This is a genomic window from Brevibacterium sp. HMSC24B04, from assembly GCF_001806835.1.
Taxonomy (GTDB): Bacteria; Actinomycetota; Actinomycetes; order Actinomycetales; family Brevibacteriaceae; genus Brevibacterium; species Brevibacterium ravenspurgense.
Genome location: NZ_KV786087.1, coordinates 100,210 through 121,816, shown reverse-complemented (window position 1 = coordinate 121,816; position 21,607 = coordinate 100,210). Strand labels below are relative to the sequence as shown.

At 63.6% G+C, this 21,607-nt stretch carries 17 protein-coding genes; 8 read left to right on the top strand and 9 right to left on the bottom strand.

The features are described 5' to 3' along the window. Positions 1-5: 5 nt before the first annotated feature. Both HMPREF3092_RS05305 and HMPREF3092_RS05300 read right to left on the bottom strand, forming a co-directional pair. Complete coding sequence (locus HMPREF3092_RS05305) at positions 6-1,487, bottom strand: alanine/glycine:cation symporter family protein (protein ID WP_070424086.1); 1,482 nt, start codon at positions 1,485-1,487, stop codon at positions 6-8. 192 nt (positions 1,488-1,679) lie between these two features. Then, positions 1,680-2,882 (bottom strand): aminotransferase-like domain-containing protein, encoded by a 1,203-nt coding sequence (locus tag HMPREF3092_RS05300; RefSeq protein WP_070424085.1) that lies wholly within the window; start codon positions 2,880-2,882, stop codon positions 1,680-1,682. Positions 2,883-3,011: 129 nt separating this feature from the next. On the opposite strand from HMPREF3092_RS05300, the gene brnQ reads away from it, so the two are divergent. Both brnQ and HMPREF3092_RS05290 read left to right on the top strand, forming a co-directional pair. After that, entirely contained in the window at positions 3,012-4,397 is a 1,386-nt protein-coding gene (brnQ, locus tag HMPREF3092_RS05295; protein WP_019174329.1) for a branched-chain amino acid transport system II carrier protein, read from the top strand. A 58-nt stretch (positions 4,398-4,455) separates the two neighbouring features. Next, a complete protein-coding gene (locus tag HMPREF3092_RS05290) occupies positions 4,456-5,586 on the top strand; it encodes an alcohol dehydrogenase catalytic domain-containing protein (RefSeq protein WP_070424084.1) in 1,131 nt (376 codons plus the stop codon). Positions 5,587-5,656: 70 nt separating this feature from the next. Here HMPREF3092_RS05290 and HMPREF3092_RS05285 read toward each other — a convergent pair whose 3' ends face one another. Further along, the gene (locus HMPREF3092_RS05285) at positions 5,657-7,777 is read right to left on the bottom strand and encodes a thioredoxin domain-containing protein (RefSeq protein ID WP_070424083.1); all 2,121 of its coding nucleotides are present in this window, start codon (positions 7,775-7,777) and stop codon (positions 5,657-5,659) included. Positions 7,778-7,787: 10 nt separating this feature from the next. Beyond that, the gene (locus HMPREF3092_RS05280; protein ID WP_070424082.1) at positions 7,788-9,134 is read right to left on the bottom strand and encodes a M18 family aminopeptidase; all 1,347 of its coding nucleotides are present in this window, start codon (positions 9,132-9,134) and stop codon (positions 7,788-7,790) included. A 136-nt stretch (positions 9,135-9,270) separates the two neighbouring features. Here HMPREF3092_RS05280 and HMPREF3092_RS05275 point away from each other — a divergent pair, with 136 nt between their 5' ends. Then, complete coding sequence (locus HMPREF3092_RS05275; protein WP_070424081.1) at positions 9,271-10,455, top strand: MFS transporter; 1,185 nt, start codon at positions 9,271-9,273, stop codon at positions 10,453-10,455. 75 nt (positions 10,456-10,530) lie between these two features. Beyond that, the gene (locus tag HMPREF3092_RS05270) at positions 10,531-11,937 is read left to right on the top strand and encodes a DUF1684 domain-containing protein (RefSeq protein ID WP_070424080.1); all 1,407 of its coding nucleotides are present in this window, start codon (positions 10,531-10,533) and stop codon (positions 11,935-11,937) included. A 175-nt stretch (positions 11,938-12,112) separates the two neighbouring features. On the opposite strand, the gene HMPREF3092_RS05265 is transcribed toward HMPREF3092_RS05270, so the two are convergent. The 3 genes from HMPREF3092_RS05265 to HMPREF3092_RS05255 form a co-directional block, all read right to left on the bottom strand. Next, entirely contained in the window at positions 12,113-12,709 is a 597-nt protein-coding gene (locus HMPREF3092_RS05265) for a PepSY domain-containing protein (protein WP_070424079.1), read from the bottom strand. Between the two features lie 81 nt (positions 12,710-12,790). Continuing rightward, positions 12,791-13,399: a PepSY domain-containing protein gene (locus tag HMPREF3092_RS05260; RefSeq protein ID WP_070424078.1), complete on the bottom strand. Its 609-nt coding sequence runs from the start codon at positions 13,397-13,399 to the stop codon at positions 12,791-12,793. A 54-nt stretch (positions 13,400-13,453) separates the two neighbouring features. Beyond that, the gene (locus HMPREF3092_RS05255) at positions 13,454-15,412 is read right to left on the bottom strand and encodes a M13 family metallopeptidase (protein ID WP_070424077.1); all 1,959 of its coding nucleotides are present in this window, start codon (positions 15,410-15,412) and stop codon (positions 13,454-13,456) included. A 79-nt stretch (positions 15,413-15,491) separates the two neighbouring features. Between HMPREF3092_RS05255 and HMPREF3092_RS05250 the strand changes: the two genes are divergently transcribed. Then, the gene (locus HMPREF3092_RS05250) at positions 15,492-16,004 is read left to right on the top strand and encodes a low molecular weight protein-tyrosine-phosphatase (RefSeq protein WP_070424076.1); all 513 of its coding nucleotides are present in this window, start codon (positions 15,492-15,494) and stop codon (positions 16,002-16,004) included. Between the two features lie 40 nt (positions 16,005-16,044). Continuing rightward, positions 16,045-16,644: a copper resistance CopC family protein gene (locus HMPREF3092_RS05245; protein WP_070424075.1), complete on the top strand. Its 600-nt coding sequence runs from the start codon at positions 16,045-16,047 to the stop codon at positions 16,642-16,644. Here HMPREF3092_RS05245 and HMPREF3092_RS05240 read toward each other — a convergent pair. Then, positions 16,628-17,740: a glycerate kinase gene (locus tag HMPREF3092_RS05240; protein ID WP_070424074.1), complete on the bottom strand. Its 1,113-nt coding sequence runs from the start codon at positions 17,738-17,740 to the stop codon at positions 16,628-16,630. The genes HMPREF3092_RS05245 and HMPREF3092_RS05240 overlap by 17 nt on opposite strands. Before the next feature lie 126 nt (positions 17,741-17,866). Between HMPREF3092_RS05240 and HMPREF3092_RS05235 the strand changes: the two genes are divergently transcribed. Further along, complete coding sequence (locus tag HMPREF3092_RS05235) at positions 17,867-18,217, top strand: TM2 domain-containing protein (protein ID WP_019174341.1); 351 nt, start codon at positions 17,867-17,869, stop codon at positions 18,215-18,217. 115 nt (positions 18,218-18,332) lie between these two features. Here the strand turns inward: HMPREF3092_RS05235 and bioB are convergent, their stop codons facing one another. Next, positions 18,333-19,529 (bottom strand): biotin synthase BioB, encoded by a 1,197-nt coding sequence (gene bioB, locus HMPREF3092_RS05230; RefSeq protein ID WP_070424073.1) that lies wholly within the window; start codon positions 19,527-19,529, stop codon positions 18,333-18,335. Positions 19,530-19,825: 296 nt separating this feature from the next. Here bioB and HMPREF3092_RS05225 point away from each other — a divergent pair, with 296 nt between their 5' ends. Continuing rightward, positions 19,826-21,310, top strand: coding sequence for an MFS transporter (locus tag HMPREF3092_RS05225; RefSeq protein WP_070424072.1), 1,485 nt, complete (start codon positions 19,826-19,828; stop codon positions 21,308-21,310). Positions 21,311-21,607 lie beyond the last annotated feature (297 nt).

Below are 21,607 nucleotides of genomic sequence, written 5' to 3'. Positions count from 1 at the left end.
TGCGGTCAGCCGTTCTTCTTGTCGGCTTTCTTCTGGCGCTGGCGTTCCCAGAATTCCTTCGTGGTCACTTCGTCGGTGCCGTCCCACGCGGTGACGCCTTCGAACTCGGGGAAGTCCTTCTGGTGGAAGATCGGCTCTTCTCCGCTGCGGCGCTGCTGCATGTAGTGCCGCAGGACGGTGAACGCCTTCTCCGACAGGATGACGACGGCCACGAGGTTGATGACCGCCATGATGGCCATGAAGATGTTCGCCGCCGTCCAGACGGTGTCCAGGGCGATGACGGCGCCGATGAACACTGAGACCATGACCACCAGGCGGTAGGCAAGCATTGCGCCTTTGGACTTGGTGATGAACTCGAGGTTCGATTCGCCGTAGTAGTAGTTGCCCATGATCGACGAGAACGCGAAGAAGAAGATCGCGATCGTCAGGAAGTGCACCGCCCACGGGCCCAGCTGGGCAGCCAGGGCGGTTTGGGTCAGCTGAGCGCCGACTGCTTCGTCGTATTCGGGGTTCGACAGCAGGACGATGAAACCGGTGATGGTGCACACGAGGATCGTGTCGAAGTACACGCCGAGGGCCTGGACGAGGCCCTGCTTGGCCGGGTGCGAGGCCGACGAGGTGGCAGCGGCGTTGGGCACCGAACCGATACCTGCCTCGTTGGAGAACAGACCGCGTTTGATGCCCTGGGTGATGATGACGCCGATTGCGGCACCGGACACGGATTCCAAGGTGAACGCCTGCTGGACGATGAGCGCGAGCATCGGCGGGACGGCCGACAGGTTTGTGATCACCACGAGGATGCCGAGGAACAGGTAGAGGACCGCCATGACGGGCACGATGAACGCGGTGACGTTGGAAATCCGCTGCACACCGCCGAGGAAGATCGCCAGGCCGGCGACACCGAGGACGATGCCGACGATTGCCTTGAAGCCGAAGCTGGGGGTATCCATGTTGAACGAGGTGGACAGGGAATCCACGATCGAGTTCGACTGCACGGTGTTGAACACGATGCCGTAGGTGACGATCACGATGACGGCGAAAACGGAGCCGAGCCACGGGCTCTTGAGTCCGCGCGCAATGTAGTAGGCCGGTCCGCCGCGGAATGCCGCGCCGTCTTTCACTTTGTACAGCTGTCCGAGGGTCGATTCGACGAAAGCGGTGGCACCGCCGACGATTGCGGTCACCCACATCCAGAACAGGGCACCCGGTCCGCCGACTGAAATTGCCAGCGCGACACCTGCGATGTTGGCGGTGCCCACGCGTGATGCGGCAGAGATCGAGAAGGCGCGGAAGGGCGAGATGTTCTTGTTGCCGTCTTTGTCGTGCCCTGCCGGTTCCTTGATGACGCGGAACATCTCCGGCAGCAGGCGCAGCTGCACAACCCCGGTGCGCACCGTGAAGTACAGGCCCAGCGGCAGCAGGGCGAACAGCAAGACCCACCCGAGCCATCCATCGACGGTCGACAGCAGTTCGTTGAAGGCTTCCATAGGGGACTCCCAAGGTTTCTGACGGGGATGTGGTGGTCACACGATGCGTCTGTTGTCGGCGCTCGTTTCTTCCACTGTAGAACGGGTTCCACTGTAGGGCAGGAAAAGGCGTGGAAATGCCGGCGGGGCGCAGTGCCTGTCAGCAGCTGCGCCCCGCGGGGAGAGTGAAGAGGAGAGAAGTGAACGAAGGGTTCAGCCCTGTGCCCGGTACTTTTCGAAGACGGGCACGAGGCGGCTGAGGCCTTCGCGGATGACTTCGGGTGTGTGGGAAACGAACGATAGGCGCAGGGTGCGGTCGTCGTGGTCTGCCACGTGGAATTCTTTTCCGGGCACGTAGATGGTGCCGTGTTCGATTGCGCTGTAGACCATTTCGGAGGCCCGGTAGCCTTCTGGCAGGCGAACCCAGATGAACATGCCGCCGGTCGGTCGGTTGAATTCGGACCCTTCCGGCAGGATTTCGCCGAGCACTTCCAGCATGGTTTCCATGCGCTGCTTGTAGGCGGCGCGGTGGACGGCGATTTTCGCGTCCAGGTCGGTGGTGTCCAGGTACTGGGCGGTGATCAGCTGGTCGAGGGTTCCCGTCTGCATCGCACTGCCCTGCTTGGCCAGGCCGATGTGCGACAGGACGTCACGCGGTCCGCGCACCCAGCCCACTCGCAGACCGGGTGACAGTGTTTTCGACACCGTGTTGCACAACAGGCTGCGGTCGGCCAGGCGCGGGTCGGCGGAAATGGGCAGGAGGTCCGAAATCTGGTCGAACCACAGGGCTGAGTAGGGGTCGTCTTCGATCAGCCAGGTTTCGCTTTCGGCGATGATGTCGGCGACCTGTTCGCGGCGGGACTGCGGCATTGTCACGCCGGTGGGGTTTTGGAAGGTGGGGATCAGGTAGACCCCGCGCGGCTGGTGTTTGCGGATCTGTTCGGCAAGGTGGTCCGGGTCGGCGCCGTCTTCGTCTACCCGAATGGGCTGGAAGTCCACACCCTGCAGTCCGAAAGCCTGGATGGCGGACATGTAGGTGGGGTTTTCCACCAGCAGAACATCGCCCTCGTTGAAGAGGGTCTGGGCGATCAGCCCGAGTCCCTGCTGGGATCCCGAGGTGATGACGACGTCTTCGGGTTCTGTGGGCAGTCCTTTGCGGGACAGTTCGCGGGCTGCTGCGGCCAGCATGCCGCTTTCGCCCATTGTGCTGCCGTATTGCAGAGCGTCACCGCCGATCGTGTCGAGCACGATGTTCGCGGCTTCGCGGATGCCTTCAACATCGAACAGTTCGGGGTCGGGGTGGCCGCCGGCGAAGCTGATGATGTCGGGGGATTCGGCAAGGTCGAAGAGTGTGCGGATAGGGGAGGCTCCAATGCCTGCCAGATGCCTGTTCAACGCTGAACGAAAATCTGTCATGAGAGGAATAGTAAGGCATCAGGAAGCGGAAAGGAGCACAAAAGGGGTAGTGTTCGTTCTCGAATCTGTGCCGCGGGGAAACACCCTCTTCCCCGGGGAGCTCAGACCCGCTCTAACAACGGAGATCCCGTGCCGAATCAGACTGCTCAGACCGTGCCTTTCAGAACCGTCATCGCCTTGGGGCTGATGTTCTTCGCGGTGTTCATGGGTGCGGGGAACATTATTTTCCCGCCGCTTCTGGGGCAGCAGTCCGGAACCGCGTTTCCGCTGGCGATGATCGGTTTTCTTCTGACCGGTGTGGGTCTGCCCGCACTTGCGCTTGTGGCTGTGTCCCGAGTGGGAGGGCTTGAGCGCCTGTCCGCCCGGGTCGGCCACGCCTTCGGTGTTGTGTTCACGATCATCGCCTATCTGCTGATCGGGCCGTCGTTCGGAATCCCGCGTACCGCAACCGTGTCGTACGAGGTGGGGGTTGCCCCGCTTCTGCCGAACGCGGGTGATTCGCAGTGGCCGCTGGTGCTGTATGCCCTGGTGTTCTTCATCATCACCCTGGTGCTGGCCGCCAACCCCACAAAGATCGTCGACTGGATCGGCAAAATGCTTGCGCCGGTGCTGGTGCTGGTTATTGCGGTGTTTGCCGTGAAAGCGCTCATCAGCCCGCTGGGCGGGTTCGGTGAGCCGGTGGGCGATTATTCAAATGCGGCTCTGCAGACTGGTTTTGTGCAGGGTTATCTGACGGTTGATGCGGTTGCCGCCCTGGTGCTTGGCATTCTTGTTGTTTCCGGCTTTGCCGGTGTTGGGGTGACCAACCCGACCATCATTCGCCGGAAGATGCCGTGGGTTGTTCTCGTCATGTCGATCGGGCTGTCGCTGGTCTACATTTCGCTGGGCTACATCGGAGCCACTAGCCGTTCCGCTGTGGGTGAGCAGGACAATGGCGGGGCTCTGCTTGCCGAGGTGTCGCGTGCCCTTTTCGGTGACATCGGCGGTGCTCTTCTGGCGGCTGTGATCATCATGGCCTGCCTGACCACCTCGATTGGTCTGGTGTCGTCGATGGCGGAGTTCTTCTCGGACCTTGTTCCGAAGGTGTCCTACCGCGTGTGGGCGGTCGTGTTTTCGTTCATCGGCTTCCTGTTTGCCAATGTCGGTCTGGATGCGCTCATTGCGCTTGCTCTGCCGATGCTCATGGCGGTCTACCCGGTCACTCTGGTTCTGGTGCTCCTGTACTTCTTCGAGAAGCTTTTCCGAGGTGACCGTCTGGTCTATCGTCTGGCCGTCATCTTCACGGCTGTCATCAGTGTTCTTGGCGGCCTTAAAGAAGCCGGTCTGGGTGGCGAGGCGATCGATTCGATCCTCAACGCGCTGCCGTGGGGTGCTGATGGTCTCGGCTGGGTCGTGCCCGCTCTGGCGGGTGTGGCAATCGGCGTTGTCCTGCACTTTGTTTTGGGCCGTCACGATCAGGATCACACGGCCCGTCTTGACGCCCGGATGAAGGAAAAGTCCGGCGGAACGCTGTAAGAGCGGGATTCAGTGTTTAGACTCAAGCATCACCGCCGAAGAATTCAGGAGGTTCCCGATGAAGATCACCGGCGCAGTGCTTGAGCGCATGGATGCTGAACGGCCCTACGCGCAGTCGCAGCCCATCAGCATTTCCGACCTCGAATTGGCAGGCCCGGGACCCACTGAAATCCTCGTGCGGATCGAAGCGGCGGGAGTCTGCCACTCAGACCTTTCGGTGGTCGACGGCAACCGCCCCCGCCCCACACCCATGCTGCTGGGACACGAATCGGCGGGCATTGTCGAAGAGATCGGCAGCGACGTCGAAAACATTTCTGTGGGCGACCGGGTCAGCATGTCGTTCCTGCCGCGCTGCGGTGAATGCCGCGAGTGCCGCACTGACGGCAAACTCCCGTGCTCTGTTGGTTCGAAGACCAACAACGACGGAGTTCTGCTGCACGGTTCCGCCCACCTGACTCGCGACGGCGAGAACGTCTACCACCACCTGGGCGTAAGCGGCTTTGCCACCCACGCGGTTGTCGACGCCGCCAGCGCGGTCGTTGTGCCGCCGGAACTTCCGGCAGACATCGCGGCAGTGCTCGGCTGTGCCGTGCTGACCGGGGGAGGGGCGGTGCTCAACGCTGCTAAGCCCGGCCCGGAAGACTCCGTCATGATCGTCGGTCTGGGCGGTGTCGGCATGGCTGCGCTCATCGTGGCGCTGGCACAAGACGTCAAAGAGGTCATCGCCGTCGACGCCCTTGAGGAAAAACTCGAGCGCGCCAAGGAACTCGGTGCTGACCGCGTTTTCACACCTCAGGAAGTCGCCGAACAGGGCATCACCGCCGACAGGGTCATCGAAGCTGCCGGCAACGCCAAGGCTTTCGAAACGGCGTACAACGCGATCGGCTTCGGTGGGTCCATGGTGACGGTCGGCCTGCCCAACCCGGCAGCCACCTCGACAATTGCGCCCCTGGCACTGACCGCCGGGGCTCGCGAAGTCAAGGGCTCCTACCTGGGTTCGGCGGTGCCGTCCCGCGACATCCCGACCTACGCGACGCTGTACCTGGAGGGCAAGCTGCCGGTGGACGAGCTGATCTCCTCGCGCATCCGCCTGTCCGAAATCAACGAGGCCATGGACCAGCTGGCCGATGGGCGCGCCATCCGCCAGGTGATCGTGTTCGACGAATCCGCTGAAACCGCCACGGTCTGACATTCGGGCGTACAGAGCGGGCGGGGCAGGCCATCTGCCCCGCCCGCTCTTCTATGACGAGGTGCCTGTTCTATGACGAGGCGCCGTCCAGCAGCCGTCGCACCTGCTGCGGATCCGCTGTGGGCAGGCTGCACTCATAACCGCGGCACACGGTTGCCGTGCCGGTCTGCGGCTGGCCAGCCGCACTTCCGGGGGCCTGCCGACGGAGAACGGTCGTCACGGGGTGGCGGGCGCCGATGCTCAGCAGGTGGGGGTCGTCGCTTTCAACCCGTACGGCGTTGAGCAGTCCTTCTGCCGTCACCTGCAGCCAGCCGGCCGCCCGCGGTGCGCGGTACATGATGTCCGATGCCGCAAGCACCAGGCGCTGTGCCGTCTGCAGCCACTGCGGACCGTCAGCTGTTTCATCCAGCAGCCCCAGGCACAGAGCCGCGTGGGCGGCAGCTGCCACACCGGACGGCTCAGTGTCATCAAACGCGCTCATCCCACCCGTGGTCAGCAGGGGATCGTGTTCGTAGTCCCGTACGGTGCCCGTGAGGAAGCGCTCGCTGAGCTCGGTGAGAAGCTCCTGAGCCACGCTGGTTTTGCCCAGTTCCACCGCGGCTCCCGCCAGCTGCGCCCAGTCGCTGAGCCCTGCCTTACCTGGACCAGGCTCACCCTGAAAAGCAGAGCGGGCCAAGCCGGTGTCTGTGCGCAAAGCGGCGGCAGCGGCAAAGGCCTCTTCAGCCGCGGTGAGCCATTCGGGCTCGACAAAAACAGCTGACGCAAATGCAAAAGCCGATGCCGTCATAGCGGTGTGCGCCGTGATGAGCTTGTCATCACGCAAAGGGGCGGAACGGTCTTCGCGAGCACGCAGAAGATCAGCGCGGGCAGCCAGCGCTGTCTCTGTCAGCCACGGTTCTGGTTGGCCGTCATCAGTGCTTTCGCCAACCTCACTGTCCGCACCCTCAGCCCACTGTTCAATTCCCGGAGCGTGGAGCACAAAGCCCAGCTCTTCGGACAGAACAGGTGCGTAGGGAGATCCGGTGAGCTCCACCTCGTGATCTTCCAGATAGTAGGCGCCCTCGGCCGGCCGCCCGTGCGCATCGAGAGAATCGGCGTCCAGGGCGGTGGCAAAGCCACCGGAATCCAAGCGCATGTCCCGCAGCAGGAACTCGGCGGTGTCATAGGCCTCGCGGCGAGCCAACCGAGCCCAGCGGGAACCGGGCTCCAGCGACTCCTCGAGCCCAAACCACGCGGAGGTCGCCCGCAGGTAGAGAGCGTTGTCGTACAGCATCTTCTCGAAGTGCGGCACCGACCAGTGCGGGTCGACGCAGTAGCGGAAAATCCCGCCGGCAACATGGTCGCGCAGACCCCGCGAAGCCATCGACAAGAACGTGCGGCGAATGAACTTCAGCCGTTCCGGACCGCGGTGGTGGCTCTTGATGAGAGCCATGAGCGACATGAGCGGCGGGAACTTCTGCGCGGAGCCGAAACCGCCGTTTGTCGCATCGGCTTCGTCCATGAGCGCCCAGTGCTGCGCGTCCAGAATGTCGGGGGACACAGCGTCGGCGAAAGAGCGGTCGAGGTGCCGCTGGTCGGTCTGCGCGGCTGAGTCAGCAGGGCAGGCCTGCCCCGGTGCCCCGGTCTGTACAGCTTGCGCTTGAGTCTGCGCGGATTCTGGGCCAGCCGCCAACTGTTCGAGGGTCGAGCGCATCTTCGCGGTGATGTCCGCAACCTGCTCCCGCCGCTCCTGCCACGTGTTGGCAACGGCCTGCAGGACCATGGAAAACGACGGCTGACCCATGCGCGGCTGCGGTGGGAAATAGGTGCCCAGGAAGAACGGCACCCCGTCGGCATCGGCAAATGCCGTCAAGGGCCAGCCACCGTGACCGCGCATGGCCTGCAGCGCGTTCATGTACTGCTCGTCGACGGCGGGGAGTTCCTCGCGATCGACCTTGACCGCAACGAAGTGTTCGTTGATCTGCGCCGCGATTGCGGGGTCACTGAAGGACTCCCGCGCCATGACGTGACACCAGTGACAGGTGGAGTAGCCGATCGACACCATGACCGGCACATCGCGCCGTTTGGCCTCTGCAAAAGCCTCCGGGCCCCACGGGTGCCAGTCGACCGGCTGTTCGGCGTGGGCACGCAGGTACGGCGAGGTCGCCCCAGCCAAACGGCTGGTGTGTCCGGTGCTTCCGGCCTCAGTCATCCGCCAGTCCTCACCCAAGGTGCGCTGCGGCGACCTTGACGAGGGCTTCGACATCCTCAACTGCCGCCATTTCCCTGGCAGAGTGCATGGACAGAAGCGGTATTCCCGCGTCAACGACCGTCATGCCCAGGCGGGTGGCCGTCAGCGGGCCGATGGTCGAACCGCACGGCATGGCGTTGTTCGATACGAACGGCTGGTACTGCACACCGGCCTCGTCGCACAGGCGGGCCCATTCGGCGGTCCCCACGGCATCCGTTGCATAGCGTTGCACGGCGTTGAGTTTCAGCAGCAGCCCTTCGCCGAGGGTCGGCCGCACCTGTGGGTCGTGGCGCTCTGGATAGTTCGGGTGGACGGCGTGGCCGGCGTCAGCGGAGATGCAGATGGAGCCCGCTATTGCCCGCAGGTGTTCTTCCCTGTCAGCTCCCACGCTGATGGACACTCGCTCCAAAATGTCTGCGAGCATTGGGCCCGATGCGCCCGTGCGGGTTTCTGAGCCGACTTCTTCGTGGTCGTTGGAAATGAAGACCGACACTGCAGTGAGGTTCTTCGTGTCGAGTTCTTCCATTGCCCGCAGGCCGGCGAACGTGGAGGACAGGTTGTCCATGCGGGAACAGGCCAGCAGCTCCTGGGACGCTCCGAACAGGGCGGCTTCCTGCACGGGTGCGGTGATGACATCGTGGCCGACTATCTGATCAGCGGAAACACCGGCGGATTCGGCTAGCAGCCCGATGACGTCGCCGCCGCACACCTCAAGGCCGACAACCGGCACGGTGTGCTGCTGGCGGTCGAGTTTGAGGCCTTCGTTGACCTGTCGGTCCAGGTGGATGGCCAGCTGGGGGATGCGGGCGATGCCCGGCGTGCGGGCCAGCACGGTCGTGCCGTCGCGGAGCGCCAGCCGGCCGGCAAAGCACAGTTCGCGGTCGAGCCACGAATTGAGCAGCACACCGCCGTACACTTCAACGCCCACCTGTGTGAAACCGGCGGCGGTGTGTGCCCCTCCCGGCTTGAGTTTGAAGCCCGGCGAATCCGTGTGGGCACCGAAAACCCGGTAGCGCAGAGCATCAGCGGAAACATCAGCCGGCAGGGCAAATGCGGCCACGGCGCCTTCGCGAACCAGAACGTAGCGGCCGCCGGGGGCCAGGTTCCACGTCTGCGCTTCATCAAGCAGCTCATGGCCTGCAGCCTGCAGGCGGCGGGAGGCTTCGTCGGCTGCGTGGTAGGACGACGGCGACGCCGCGGCATACCCGCCGAGTTCCAACGCGGTCTTCTGCGCCGGGGTCAATGACGCTGGGGTCAGCTGGGCGGCGGTCTGCGCCGAGGAATTCTGCGCGGCTGTCTTTTCAGCGGCGGTGGACATGCGCTCCTCCTGAGCTTGTCGTCACAGCGCTGGACTCAGAGCCGCCTGTTAGCCTTGCACGGTGTTCTCTGGTCTAGCGCGGCTGGTGGGCTGGGGGTTCTTCCCCCTGGCGATACTGGCAAAACTACCGTATGCCATGTCGGTTGTAGCCGTCATGACATCTGTCGTCGGCGTACGCGGTTCCTACACGCAGGCCGGCGTGGCCTCTGCTCTTGTGGGTCTGGCCACCGCCTTTTCCGGCCCATTCTTCGGCTGGTTTGCCGACCGTTTCGGTCAGCGGAGCCTGCTTCTGTGCCTCGCGGTGACAAACGGGGCTTCACTGTGGGGCCTGGGCTGGGCGCTGCGGACTGATGCACCCACGTGGGTTCTCTACGCGGCGGCGTCTGCGATCGGCGCCACGAGCCCGCAGGCGGCATCCATGGTCCGTTCCCGCTGGCTTGAGGCAATCCGCGGCTCCTATTCCGGCACCCAGGCCGAGAAGGCCACCTCGGTCGTTCTGCCCTATGAATCGTTCACCGACGAGGCTGTTTTTGTCGCCGGGCCGATCATCGTCGGCGCCATTGCGGTGGCCTTCGGAATTGTTGTGCCGCTCGATGTTGCGGCGCTGACCACGCTGATCGGCATCAGCGCCTTCGCGCTGCACCCGTCTGCGCGCTTTGTGCGCGGTCACGCCCGGAACCTCATGGAGCAGTCAACAGCTGACGAGGCGGAAAAATCTCCCGCTGTTGCTCCGGCTTCCGAGATCTTCCGGCTGTCCGTCCTGCTGCCGCCGGCCGGTATGGCCTGCATCGGCATGTTCTTCGGTTCGACGCTTGCCAGCCTCACCAGCTTCCTGGAGCAGTTCGACAAGGCGGCTGCCGCGGGCATGTACTACGCCGTCATGGGTGTGGGCTCAGCACTGTGTGCTTTTGCCGTTGTGCTCCTGCCGCGCGGCTTCACCTTTGCCGCCCGCTGGATGGTGTTCGCCGCGGTGGCGTTCACCGGAACCCTCGTGTTCACCCTGATGCCGGTGTTCCCAGCGGTCCTCGTGGGCCTGGTCCTGTGCGGTGTGGGAATCGGCCCGGCGCTCGTGACGCTGTTCTCGATTGCCGCGGAGGTCGCTCCGGTGGGCCGAGTGACAACCGTGATGGCCATGATGACCACGGGCGTTGTCGTCGGACAGGCGCTCATCAGCGCGGTCGTCGGTTCGCTCATCGACGCCTACGGCACTGGGGCGGGCTTCCTTGCGACCTCGGGTGCCTGCGCCGCGCTCTTCGTGCTCAGCTGCCTCAACATGTACCGTCGTCGAATTGATGTTTCGGCGGCTTCGCTTCAGGCGTAGAACTCTGTTTTCGCTCAGCCATGGACGCTATTGTTGGTCCTGGTCTGCACAGAACCGCTCAACAGAAGGTGATCAGTGGAACAGTACAGAGCAGATTGGGAGGAGTGGCACGACTCCCGAATCGCCGGGCTGGCAACCCCGAACGGGTTCCTCTCGCTCACGGGCCTCATCTGGCTGGCCGAAGGTGACGAACGCACCCTGCGGGAAATCCCGGGCAGGTTCACTCGCAGCAACGACTGGCTGCACTTCGACCCTGAACCGGGTGGTTCGACAGGGCCGACAGCCGCGGCTCTTGACATCATGGAAGACGACATCACCTTCCCGCGGGCCGAGCGCGTGCAGGTTGTGCGCAGCGCCGACACCGGCAGGCTGTCGGTCTGGCTGCCCGAGGGTGCCTCGCTCAACTGGCTGACTGACGGTCCCGTCGTCATCGAAGCCCTCAACCGCGACGGCTACATGGGTCTGCGGATCCGCGACTCCCGTTCGAAGCTGCTGAGCAGCTTCATCGACATTCCCACCTTTGAGCTTGACAGAAGCTTCGCAACTCAAGGCCAGTTCACCCCGTACGCCCAGCCGGAGCTGCGGCGGATCGACACGGCAGCACCGGGCCTGCAGATCAACACCTATGTTGTGGGCACCGTTGAATTCGCTCTGCGCGGAACCACGTACACGCTGCTGGCCACGGGCCACCCGGAAACCGGCCTCCACCTGGACTTCTATGACGACACCAACGGAGGCACCACCTCGCAGTGGCGTCGCCTGTCGATCGGCACCCCCGATTCCTCGGGACGTGTCATCGTCGACTTCAACCGCGCCGTCAACTACCCCATGGCCTTCACCCCGTTCGCCACGTGCCCCGCACCCGTACCCGAGAACCGGATCAGCGAACCGATCACGGCCGGCGAACAGGCACCTCGGCAGACCCTGAGCGAAAACGGTCTGCGCACCCCGATCGTCATTGTCGAGACCAGCCGCGGTCTCTTCTTCGGCCGCACGCTCGACCAGCTGGCCGAAGGCGGAATCCACTGCGATTTCGTGCGCTTGCACGAAGGCGAACAGCTGCCGAGCCTCATCGGCTATCAGGGCGTCATCATCTTCGGCTTTGCCGACGGTGACGACGAACAGCGGTGGACGGTCTCACGCGACGATGTCATCGGGTTCCTCGATGACGCCATGAGCTCGCACATTCCAACCATTGCCGTCGGTGACGCCTGCCGGCTGCTCGAGATTGCCGCCGGCGCTCAGGTCGACGGGGGAGACCTCCCTCTGCCGCAGTCGCTTGTTTCGGAAGCCGAATCGGTGGAAGTCAGCCTCAGCGACGACGTCGCGGAAGATGCGCTGTTCCGTAACCTGGTCACGAGCCCTAACGCCCCGCTGGGCCGGCTGCGCGCCAGCACGGAAGGCGAAGACGAATCGCTCATCCGCTCGTGGAACGACCTGGTCAACCGCTTCATCCGCATGCTCCACACCGAGCGCAGCTGAACGGGCCCGGTCCAGTAAACACACGAGGTGCCGCCCCGGTTCAAGCCGGGCGGCACCTCGTGTGCATTACTCGGGAGTTCTGCTGATTAGTCGGCATACGGAGGCAAAACCTAAGATTCTGCCCCGTTCTTCCACCTAGACGGCAGAGTAACTTTTAGTCAGCTGTCCGGAAGCGTCAGTCGTCTGCCGGTTCGTCGACGATGGAGCCGTTGATGGCCGAAACATAGACGTCGACCGAATCAGTCTTGCCCTCGGGGTAGATCTCAACACTCCAGGTGGGCTCTCCGTCGGTGTCAAGGTCAGCCTCATCAATGGTGCCGGCCTGCTCGTCGATGGCCTTCTTCAGAGCGTCTTTCAGCGAAGTCTTCGCCTTCTTCAGGGCGTCGACGTCTTCCCTTTCGGCCTGGTCGTCATCCTTTTCCTTCTTGACGATTTCGGTGCCTTCGGCATTGATCTCAACTTCGTGTTTTTCCGAGCCCTTGAGAACAGTCAGTTCCCAGGTCTTTTCGTCGTCGAAGTCGATCTCAATCGCCTTGCCGCCGATTTCCTTTTCGGCAAGGTCGATCGCGGCGTGAGCGGCTTCCAGGCTGCCGCCCTTTTCGTTCTGCGATTCGTCCGCGTTTTCATCTGCAGATTTGGAATTCTCAGCCTGCGCGGTCGACTGCTGCTGGGTGTCGTCTGTCTGCTGGGCGTCGTCGGAGTTTCCACAGCCGGCCAGAGCCAGAGCGCCGGCAGCAGCGGATGCGGCAAGGAGGGTTGAAAGCTTCGTCATGAGGAATGCACTGTCCTTTCGTTGTGTGCGTGCACTAAGTCTGTGCGGTCAGTGCGGGGTGACCCGCGTACGGCTGACCCGTCAGAGGACGTCGCCGGAGCGGTGGTGGACGTAGACGTCCTTCGGCTTGTCAGCGCCGTCCTGCTTGATGCTGACCTTCCACGCCAGCTGACCGTCCTTTGTGTCCGGGCCGACTTCAACGACTTCGCCGCGTGTGTTGCGGGTTGCCGACTGGATGGCCTGGTCGACTGTCTGACGCATGGGCGAATACTGGTTCGCGGCACCTGACGGCGGGTTTTCGGCCTTGTCCTTGGCCGTCACTTCCGCACCGTCAGCGCTGACGTGAACCGGTGTGTTCTTCCCGCCGTCGTAGACGGTCACCAGCCAGCCGTCTTCTTCTTTCTTCACGCCGACGGCCTGGCCGCTGTCGCTCACTTCCGCAACAGCGGTGAGAACTGCAGTGCGTGCAGCTTCGGATGACTTGGCGGAGTCCTGCCCGCCGCCGACCGTGGCGATGCCGCCAGCGGGCTCTTCAGAGGCAGAAGCTTCTTCCTGGGCTGCGGGTGCTTCGCTCGGAGCATCCTCCTTGACGGCGCAGCCGCTGAGAGCCAGTGCGAGCGAACCGCCGATGACGGCGGCAGTGCGGAACGAGGACAGGCGAACCGAGGACAGCAGGGGGTTCTTCTTCATATTCCTCAAGTTAAAAGTGGGTCCTTAGAGTTTCTTCAGTGCTGGTGAAGCACATCACCAGATGGTGACGCGCTCTTCCGGAGCCAAGTACATGCCGTCACCGGGCTTGGTGCCGAAGGTTTCGGCAAACGCGTCCATATTCTTGACCACCTGGTTGCAGCGGAACTCCTCGGGCGAATGAGGGTCAATGGCCAGGCGGCGCTTGCGCTCTTCTTCGCGGAACTTAGAGCGCCACGCAGCGGCCCACTGGCAGAAGAACGCTTCGCGGTCAGCTTGGCTCAGCGGTTGTCCGCTGTTCTCCGCGGCCAGCTGCAGGGCCTTCCAGCTGATTCCCAAACCGCCGAGGTCGCCGATGTTTTCGCCGATCGTCAGTTCGCCGTTGACGGTGCTTCCGTCCGTGACTTCCCACGGTGACAGCACGGAGTACTGGTCGATGAGTTTGCGGGTGCGCTCTTCAAAGCCCGCCCGGTCTTCGTCAGTCCACCAGTTGACCAGGTTTCCGTCCCCGTCGTAGCGGGACCCCTGGTCGTCGAAGCCGTGGCCGATTTCGTGGCCGATGACAGCCCCAATCGCACCGTAGTTCGCGGCATCGGAAGCCTCAGCGTCGAACATGGGCGGCTGCAGAATGGCTGCGGGGAACACGATTTCGTTGAGCACCGGGTGGAAGTAGGCGTTGACCGTCTGCGGGGTCATGAACCACTCGGTGCGGTCAACAGGGCCGCCGATGCGCTCCAGCTGCCTTCGGTGTTCTGCCTGCGCGGACCGGCGGATGTTGCCCACGAGATCATCGGCGGCCACTGTGAAGCTGTACTTCCGCCACACATCGGGGTAGCCGACCTTGACGGAGAACTTCGACAGCTTCTCCAGGGCGCGAGTCTTCGTGGTTTCGGTCATCCAGTCGAGGTCCCTGATGGAGTTTTCGTAGGCCTTCAGCAGGTTGTCGACCAGTTCCGTGATGGCCTGCTTTGAGGCCGGTGGGAAGTGCTTCTGCACGTAGAGTTTGCCAACCAGTTCGCCCAGGTGGCCTTCAACGGTGCTGATCCCGCGCTTCCACCTTTCGCGCAGTTCGGGAGTGCCGGACAGCGTTCGGCCGAAGAAGCCGAAGTCCTCCTCGACAATGTCAGAACTGAGGTAGCCCGCGTAGCGGCTGAGAACACCGAACAGCAGCCACGCCTTGAGGGTGGTCAGCTTGGTGCTGTTCCACAGCCCGGCTGCTCCGGTGACGAATTCGGGTTCGCGCACGATGAACTGCTCCGGCTCAGGGTTGATGCCGAGCGCTTCAAGCCACGAGTCGAGGTCGAACCCGGCAGCGAGCTCGCGCAGCTGTTCGGGCGTGGTCGGGTTGTAGGTGGCTTCGGCGTCGCGCGTGCGGACGTTGTCCCAGTGGTGTTCGGCAACTGCGGTTTCGAAGTCGAAGACGGTGCGGGCGAAATCAGCGTCAGTGAGGCCCGAGTATTCACTCAGCCCGCCCAGGCGGGACATCGCCTCGAGGTGGGCGAGGAAAGCTTCGCGGATCGGCGCCGATTCTTCCGTCCGGTAGTAGGACTCGTCCGGCAGGCTGAGGCCGGACTGTTCGAAGTACAGCGCGTAGCGGTCAGAGTTCTTGGCGTCTGCGGACACGAAGCCCGCCAGCAGACCGCCCACGCCCTCCTGTTCCAGCCGGCCCATGACGGCGGCGAGCTCTTCCTTGCTGCCGGCGTCGGCAATCGCCTGGAACTGTTCGCGCAGCGGGCTGACACCCAGCCGTTCGATTGTGTCGACGTCCATGAACGATGCGTAGAGGTCCGCCGGCATCTGGGTGTCCGGGTCGGCATCCGAATCGGCCTGCTGCAGGTCGGTGATGATGGTGCGGACGTTTTCTTCGGCCGCGTCGAACAGTCCGCGCATGGCTCCGTCGCCGGCGCGGTCGTCGGGAATGACGTGGCCCTCCAGCCACGCGCCGTTGACGCGGCGGAACAGGTCGTCCCGGAAAGTTGCGGAAGGGTCTCCGTAGGGCAGTTCAGCTGAAGTCATGGCATCCACGCTACCCGGGCGGGGCCGGTATCGCTGACAGGCTCTGCCGGGTGAAAGCCGATGTGCCATCGTAGTGACTATGAAGCCTTTCCGCATTGCCTTTGTGTGCACCGGCAACATCTGCCGCTCCGCTATGGCCGAAATGATGCTCAAACACGAACTGGCCGGCTTGGGCCGGACCGATATTGAGGTCGAATCATTCGGCATCAGCGACGAGGAGGTCGGCAACCCGATCGACTATCGGGCGCGTGCTGAACTGGAAAAGAACGAGGTGCCTGTCACCGAGCACAGTCCTCGCCAGCTACGGGCAGAGCACCTGGCTGATATCGATCTGGCAATCGCAATGACGTCACGTCACGTGGCCGGTATTCGCCGTTTGGAGAAGCAAGCCGGCGGACACGTGCCGGCGGTGCGCATGCTCCACCAGTTTGACGAGGGTGCGAATCCGAACGAAGACCCTGAAGCAGCGGCGGTCGCCGATGTCGCTGATCCCTGGTACGGAACAGCTGACGATTTCATAACGACTTACCGAGAGCTCGCTGACGCACAGCCGGGGATCATCACCGCGGTGGACGCCATAAGGGACAATTGAGGGCACGAACCTCGCCCGCACACCGACTGGAGAAGTACTGATGACTACCCGATCTTCGCTTTCCCGGCTTCTTGCAGCCGCACTTTTCGCCTGCTTGGCTCTGGCGTTCGGTTCGGGGCCCGCACAGGCGCACGACCAGCTCATCGGCTCGAATCCCAAGCAGGGTGCCAAACTGGACAAACAGCCCGAATGGATCGAACTGGAATACTCGGGTGAAATTCAGGACATCGGCACGGAAATCCGCGTCGAGCGAGACGGTGAAGACTACTCCGCTGGCGAAATCACAGTGGAGGGCCGCACCGTCAAGTCGGCTCTGCCGGACGATCTCAAGCCCGGCGACTACACGATTGCCTGGAGGGTTGTCAGCCAGGACGGACACCCCATTTCCGGCAAGGTTGAATTCACCATCCTTGACTCCGCCGGAAGCGGTGGCGAAGTCGAGGATACTGGCGATGACGAAGCCGCAGACAAGGCCGAAGGCGACCAGCAGTCAAACGCCTCGGATCAGGAAAAGGCCAGCGAGGAAGGCTCCGGAGTTTCCCTGGTCGTGCTGATTCTGCTGGCAGTTGCCGGCCTCGGTGCCCTCGCCGCGGTCATCATGATGTTCACCCGCAAGAAGAACATCACCGAAGACAACTGAGGACTGCCGCAGCCAGATCATCCGCAACGGCTGTGAGCACGGGCCCCGGATCGGACATCGCCTGTTCGACCGGGGCCTTGTCTGTCAGCTGAAACAGCCCTGCCAGGCCTTCTCTCGGTACCTCCGGATCAGCTGAACCGCAGACCACAAAAACCGGAAGGTCGGCCCTGTGGGCGCGCTCAATGACGACCGCGGGGCCTTTTCCGCTGAGTGTCTGCACATCAAAGCGCCCTTCGCCGGTGATGACGACATCAGCCTCGGCCAGCGCCTTATCGAAGCCCGTGAGGTCCAGGACAAGATCGGCTCCGGACTCCATGTGCGCGCCGAGTACGAGCGCTGCGAAGCCCATGCCGCCGGCAGCCCCGGCACCGGCCAGTCCGGCAGTGTCCTGAGCTTTGAGCAGCCCGGCGAATTCGGCCAGCTGAGCATCGAGTTCTTCGACAGTCTGTTCGTCCGCACCTTTCTGCGGCCCGAACACGGCGGCGGCACCCCGCTCTCCGGTGAGCGGATTGTCGACATCGCACGCCACCGTGAGCTCAATGCCGTCCAGAAGCTGCAGCGGGCCCGACATATCAACTTCAGCCGCACGCGCCAGCGCTCCACGCGGATCGTCAACCCGCTGGCCGTGAGCGTCAAAGACCACAGCACCGAGCCCCATGAGCATCCCGATCCCACCGTCGGTGGTGGCAGAACCGCCCAGGCCCAGCACGATCGAGCGTGCCCCGGCTTTGACTGCGTGGGCAATGAGCTCGCCGGTGCCCACGCTCGTGGCAGCCCGTGCACTGGCCGGATCGACGGAACCTCCCTGCCTCTGCAGCAATGCCAAGCCGCTCGCTTCGGCCATTTCGACGATCGCCTGCTCGCCCCGCAGTGCCCACCGGGCAGTCACGGTGCCGCCCAGAGGTCCGGTGACAGGCGCCTCGTGAAGTGAGAAGCCGGCGGCGCGTGCCGCCTCGAGCGTGCCATCGCCCCCGTCAGCCAAGGGGGTCGCATCGACTCTGATGCCGGCCCCCTCGAGGGCGGGGCGCAGGTGGTCCGTCACCTGGGCTGCGGTGAGGGTGCCCTTGAACTTATCGACAGCGATGAGAGCGCGCATGGCATCAGCATGGCACAAAAATCCGGTACGAGGCGCCGTCTGCCACAGCGCGAGACTTCCAGCACGGCGGACTGTCTGGTGGGGGGAATTTTGGTGCGGCGAGCCGTATGCGCTTACTGTTGACGTGTGACTACCAATACGCACACATCACAGAAAAGCTTTCTCGTTACCTGGTTGCTGGCCTGGTTCCTCGGAACCCTGGGCATCGACCGCTTCTACCTTGGCAAGATCGGCACCGGCGTGCTCAAGCTCATCACACTGGGTGGCTTCGGCATCTGGGCGATCATCGACCTGATCATCTACCTGGTCGGCGCAGGCCGCGATAAGAGCGGCCAGCCGCTGGAGGGCTACGAACAGCACAAGAAGCTGGCATGGATTGTGACCATTGTCCTGTTTGTGCTGGGCATCGGCTTCGGTGGCTGCAGCGTGACCAACCTCGGTGACCTGCAGTCGGACGCCATGGCGCTCGGCCTCTGATCTTAAAGCTCTAGAGCACAGAAGAACCCCGGTTTGCGCCGGGGTTCTTCTGTTGTCTGCGGCTTGGCGCGAGGTGAGTCGCGCCAACGCGGCAGGGGCTGGGGGTGGGTGCCGCTTAGGCGTTCGGCGCCAGCGCCGTTCCTGCCCCGCGCCGGCGGATGGTGGGCACGGTGACGCTGCCGTCACCTGCCGAGGCGCCTGCCGGGGGTGCGCTCTTGCCGCACGGCAGGGTTGCCGGGGCTTCGGCTGCGGGGGCGTCGTCTGTATTACCGCCCATGGCCTCAGCGTGTGCCTTGCGGTGGGCGCGCAGCCTGTCGCGCAGGGCTCGCGCGTCGTCCTGGCCGACGATTTCGAAGCCGCCGTCGACGATCATGTTGAGGTCGTCTTCGGCCGCCTGGCCCTCAGAGGTGAGGTAGTCGCCCAGGAACAGCGAGTTGACCACGTGCAGGGCCATCGGCTGCAGCGTCTTGAGGTGCATTTCGCGACCGCCTGCCATGCGCAGCTCCTTGTCGGGGCACATGAGCCGCACGGCGCATAGAATCCGCAGGCACTGGGTGGGCGTGAGGTAGTTGACGCCTTCCAACGGTGTCCCCTCGAAGGGGATGAGGAAGTTGACCGGGATGGAGTCCGAACCGAGTTCGCGCAGCGATTCGACGGCTTCGACAATCTGCTCGTCGGTTTCCTTCATGCCGACAATCAGGCCGGAGCACGGCGACATGCCGGCTTCGTGCGCGCGGCTGACGGTTTCGGCGCGTTCGTCCCACGTGTGTGTTGAGCAGATGTCCTCGTAGTGCGACTTCGCGGTGTTGAGGTTGTGGTTGTAGGCGTCAACTCCGGCATCGCGCAGGCGCTCAGCCTGGCCGTCTTTGAGGATCCCGAGGCAGGCGCAGATCTCAACGTCAGGGTTGTTGGCTTTGATGTCCTCCGTCATGCCGGCGACCCGCTCAACATCGCGGTTAGACGGTCCTCGACCGGATGCCACGAGGCACACGCGCGATGCTCCGCCGGCCAGTCCGAACTCTGCCTGGCGGCGGGCCTCATCGCCCTTGAGCCATGAGTACTTGAGGATTTCAGTGTCGGAGCCCAGGCGCTGGGAACAGTAGCCGCAGTCTTCGGGGCACAGACCTGATTTGAGGTTGACCAGGTAGTTGACCTTGATCTTCATGCCGAAGTGGTGGCGGCGCACGCGGCCGGCGGCGGCAACGAGGTCAAGCAGCTGGGAGTCGTCAGAGCGCAGAATGCTCAGCGCTTCGTCAGCGGACGCTGGGGTGCCCGCGACGGCGAGATCGGCGATTTCACTGAAATTGAACACCGTTCAACTATTGAACAGTGTTCAATTTCTGTCAAACGCGACGCGGGTCACATTTGGCGGTGGCGTGTGTGGGCGCTGCTCAGGCTGCAGGTCCGGGCCGTTGTGTGAGCGGTACGGCTCTATGACGTCCCGCGACAGGTCTATGACGCCGAAGTGGCCCTGTGTGACGCCAGGCGACAAGCGTGTGACAAACCGCGTCGCCGTGTTGCAAACGGTGCCGCACGCGGTCTCGGTGTGTCTTTAGCGTCGTCTTCGAATCGCCGCGCAGCAGCGGCTCAGACCACAGAGGAGACCTCATGACGACAACAGCGACACCCGCCGGCGGCGACACCAGCCCGCCCGGCACCTCGGCAACCAGCACCTCGGCGGCGGGAAACAGCGGACCGCCCACACCGCGGGAGCTGCGCCGCGTACGAGCGGCAAGCTTTGCCGGGACCACCATCGAGTTCTACGACTTCTTCATCTACGGCACCGCGGCCGCACTCGTGTTCCCCACCGTGTTCTTCCCGGCTCTGGGCTCGGGTGCGGCGCTCGTGGCGTCCTTCGCGACCTTCGGCGTGGGCTTCGTGGCCCGGCCGGTGGGGTCGATCTTCTTCGGCCACTTCGGCGACAGGATCGGGCGCAAACAGTCGCTCATCTCGACACTGCTCATCATGGGTGCGGCCACCGTGCTCATGGGGCTCATCCCGCCGGCCGCGCAGATCGGCGTGGCCGCGCCCATCATTCTGGTGACGCTGCGCTTCCTTCAGGGCTTTGCGGTTGGTGGCGAATGGGCCGGTGCCGCGCTGCTGACCGCCGAATATGCGCCGAAGGACAAACGTGGCCTGTACGGAGCGTTTCCACAGCTGGGCACGCCCGCCGGCATGTTCCTGGCCAACGCCACGTTCCTCGTTTCCGCGCTGGTTGCCGGGGACTCATCCGAGGCATTTCTGACCTACGGCTGGCGGATTCCGTTCGTTGCTTCGGCACTGCTCATTGCCATCGGCCTGTGGGTTCGTCTGAGCATTGCCGAAACCCCCGCGTTCATTCAGGCGCAGGCCGCCGCGGAAGAAGCGCTCAAGCGCGAAGCTGAGGATGCTGACGCTGGCGAAGCCGGCGGCCGCAAGTTGCGTGAGCGCTCGCCGTTCATCGACGTGTTCCGCTTCCAGGCGCGTGAAGTTCTGCTGGCCAGCGGTTGCCTCGTGATGCTGTTTGCCTTCTTCCACACCTCGACGTCGTTCCTCACGTCCTACGCTTCCGACCCCGAGGGCATCGGCCTGCCGCGCACCGTTGTGCTGGCAATCAACATGCTCGCCGCCGTGGTTCTCGGTGTGACGGTTGTGCTCGCCGGATGGCTGTCCGATCGCTTTGGCCGCCGTCGTCTGCTGATCTTCGGCTTTGCCACCGGCACCGTGTGGGCGCTGTTCATCTTCCCCGTCATTTCTATTGGCACGGGTGCGGCTTTCGCTCTGGCCCAGTGCTTGACGCTGCTGTTCTACGCCTGCGCTTACGGTCCGCTGGGTTCGTACCTGCCGGAGCTGTTCAAGCCCCGCTACCGCTACACCGGTGCTGGTCTGGGCTACAACATCGGCGGAATTCTGGGTGGTGGAATCGTGCCGATTGTCGCCAGTGCCATCAGCGCGACATACGGCGGAACGGGAATCGGGCTGCTGCTGAGCGCAACGGGTGTCATTTCGCTGGTCTGCGCGTGGCTGCTGCAGGAAACTCGCGGGCAGGCGCTTGACCACGAAGAGCCCGCCGAGGCTTCTCTGGCCGAAGAACCCGTACCCGCCGCGGTGTGAGACCACAGGCTGAGGCCACAGTCCGAGGCAGGTGCAGTGCGAGGTGCCGGGCACGATCAGGGTCCGGCGCCTCGTTCTTCAGCCCCGGCCAGCATCCTCCGCCTCGTCCTTTACCTCCCACCTGCGCTTTAGCAAGAGAAACTCCCGTTAGCAGTGACTGCTAAGGCGCAGATCCCGGCTACGGGGTGTTTTGTTGCGGCTAAGGCGTGGATTCCGGCTATCGGGTGTTTTTTGGGCACGAGGTGCCGGGTAGGGAGGGGAATCTCACGAGGCGCTGCTCGCTACACACCCCCAGCC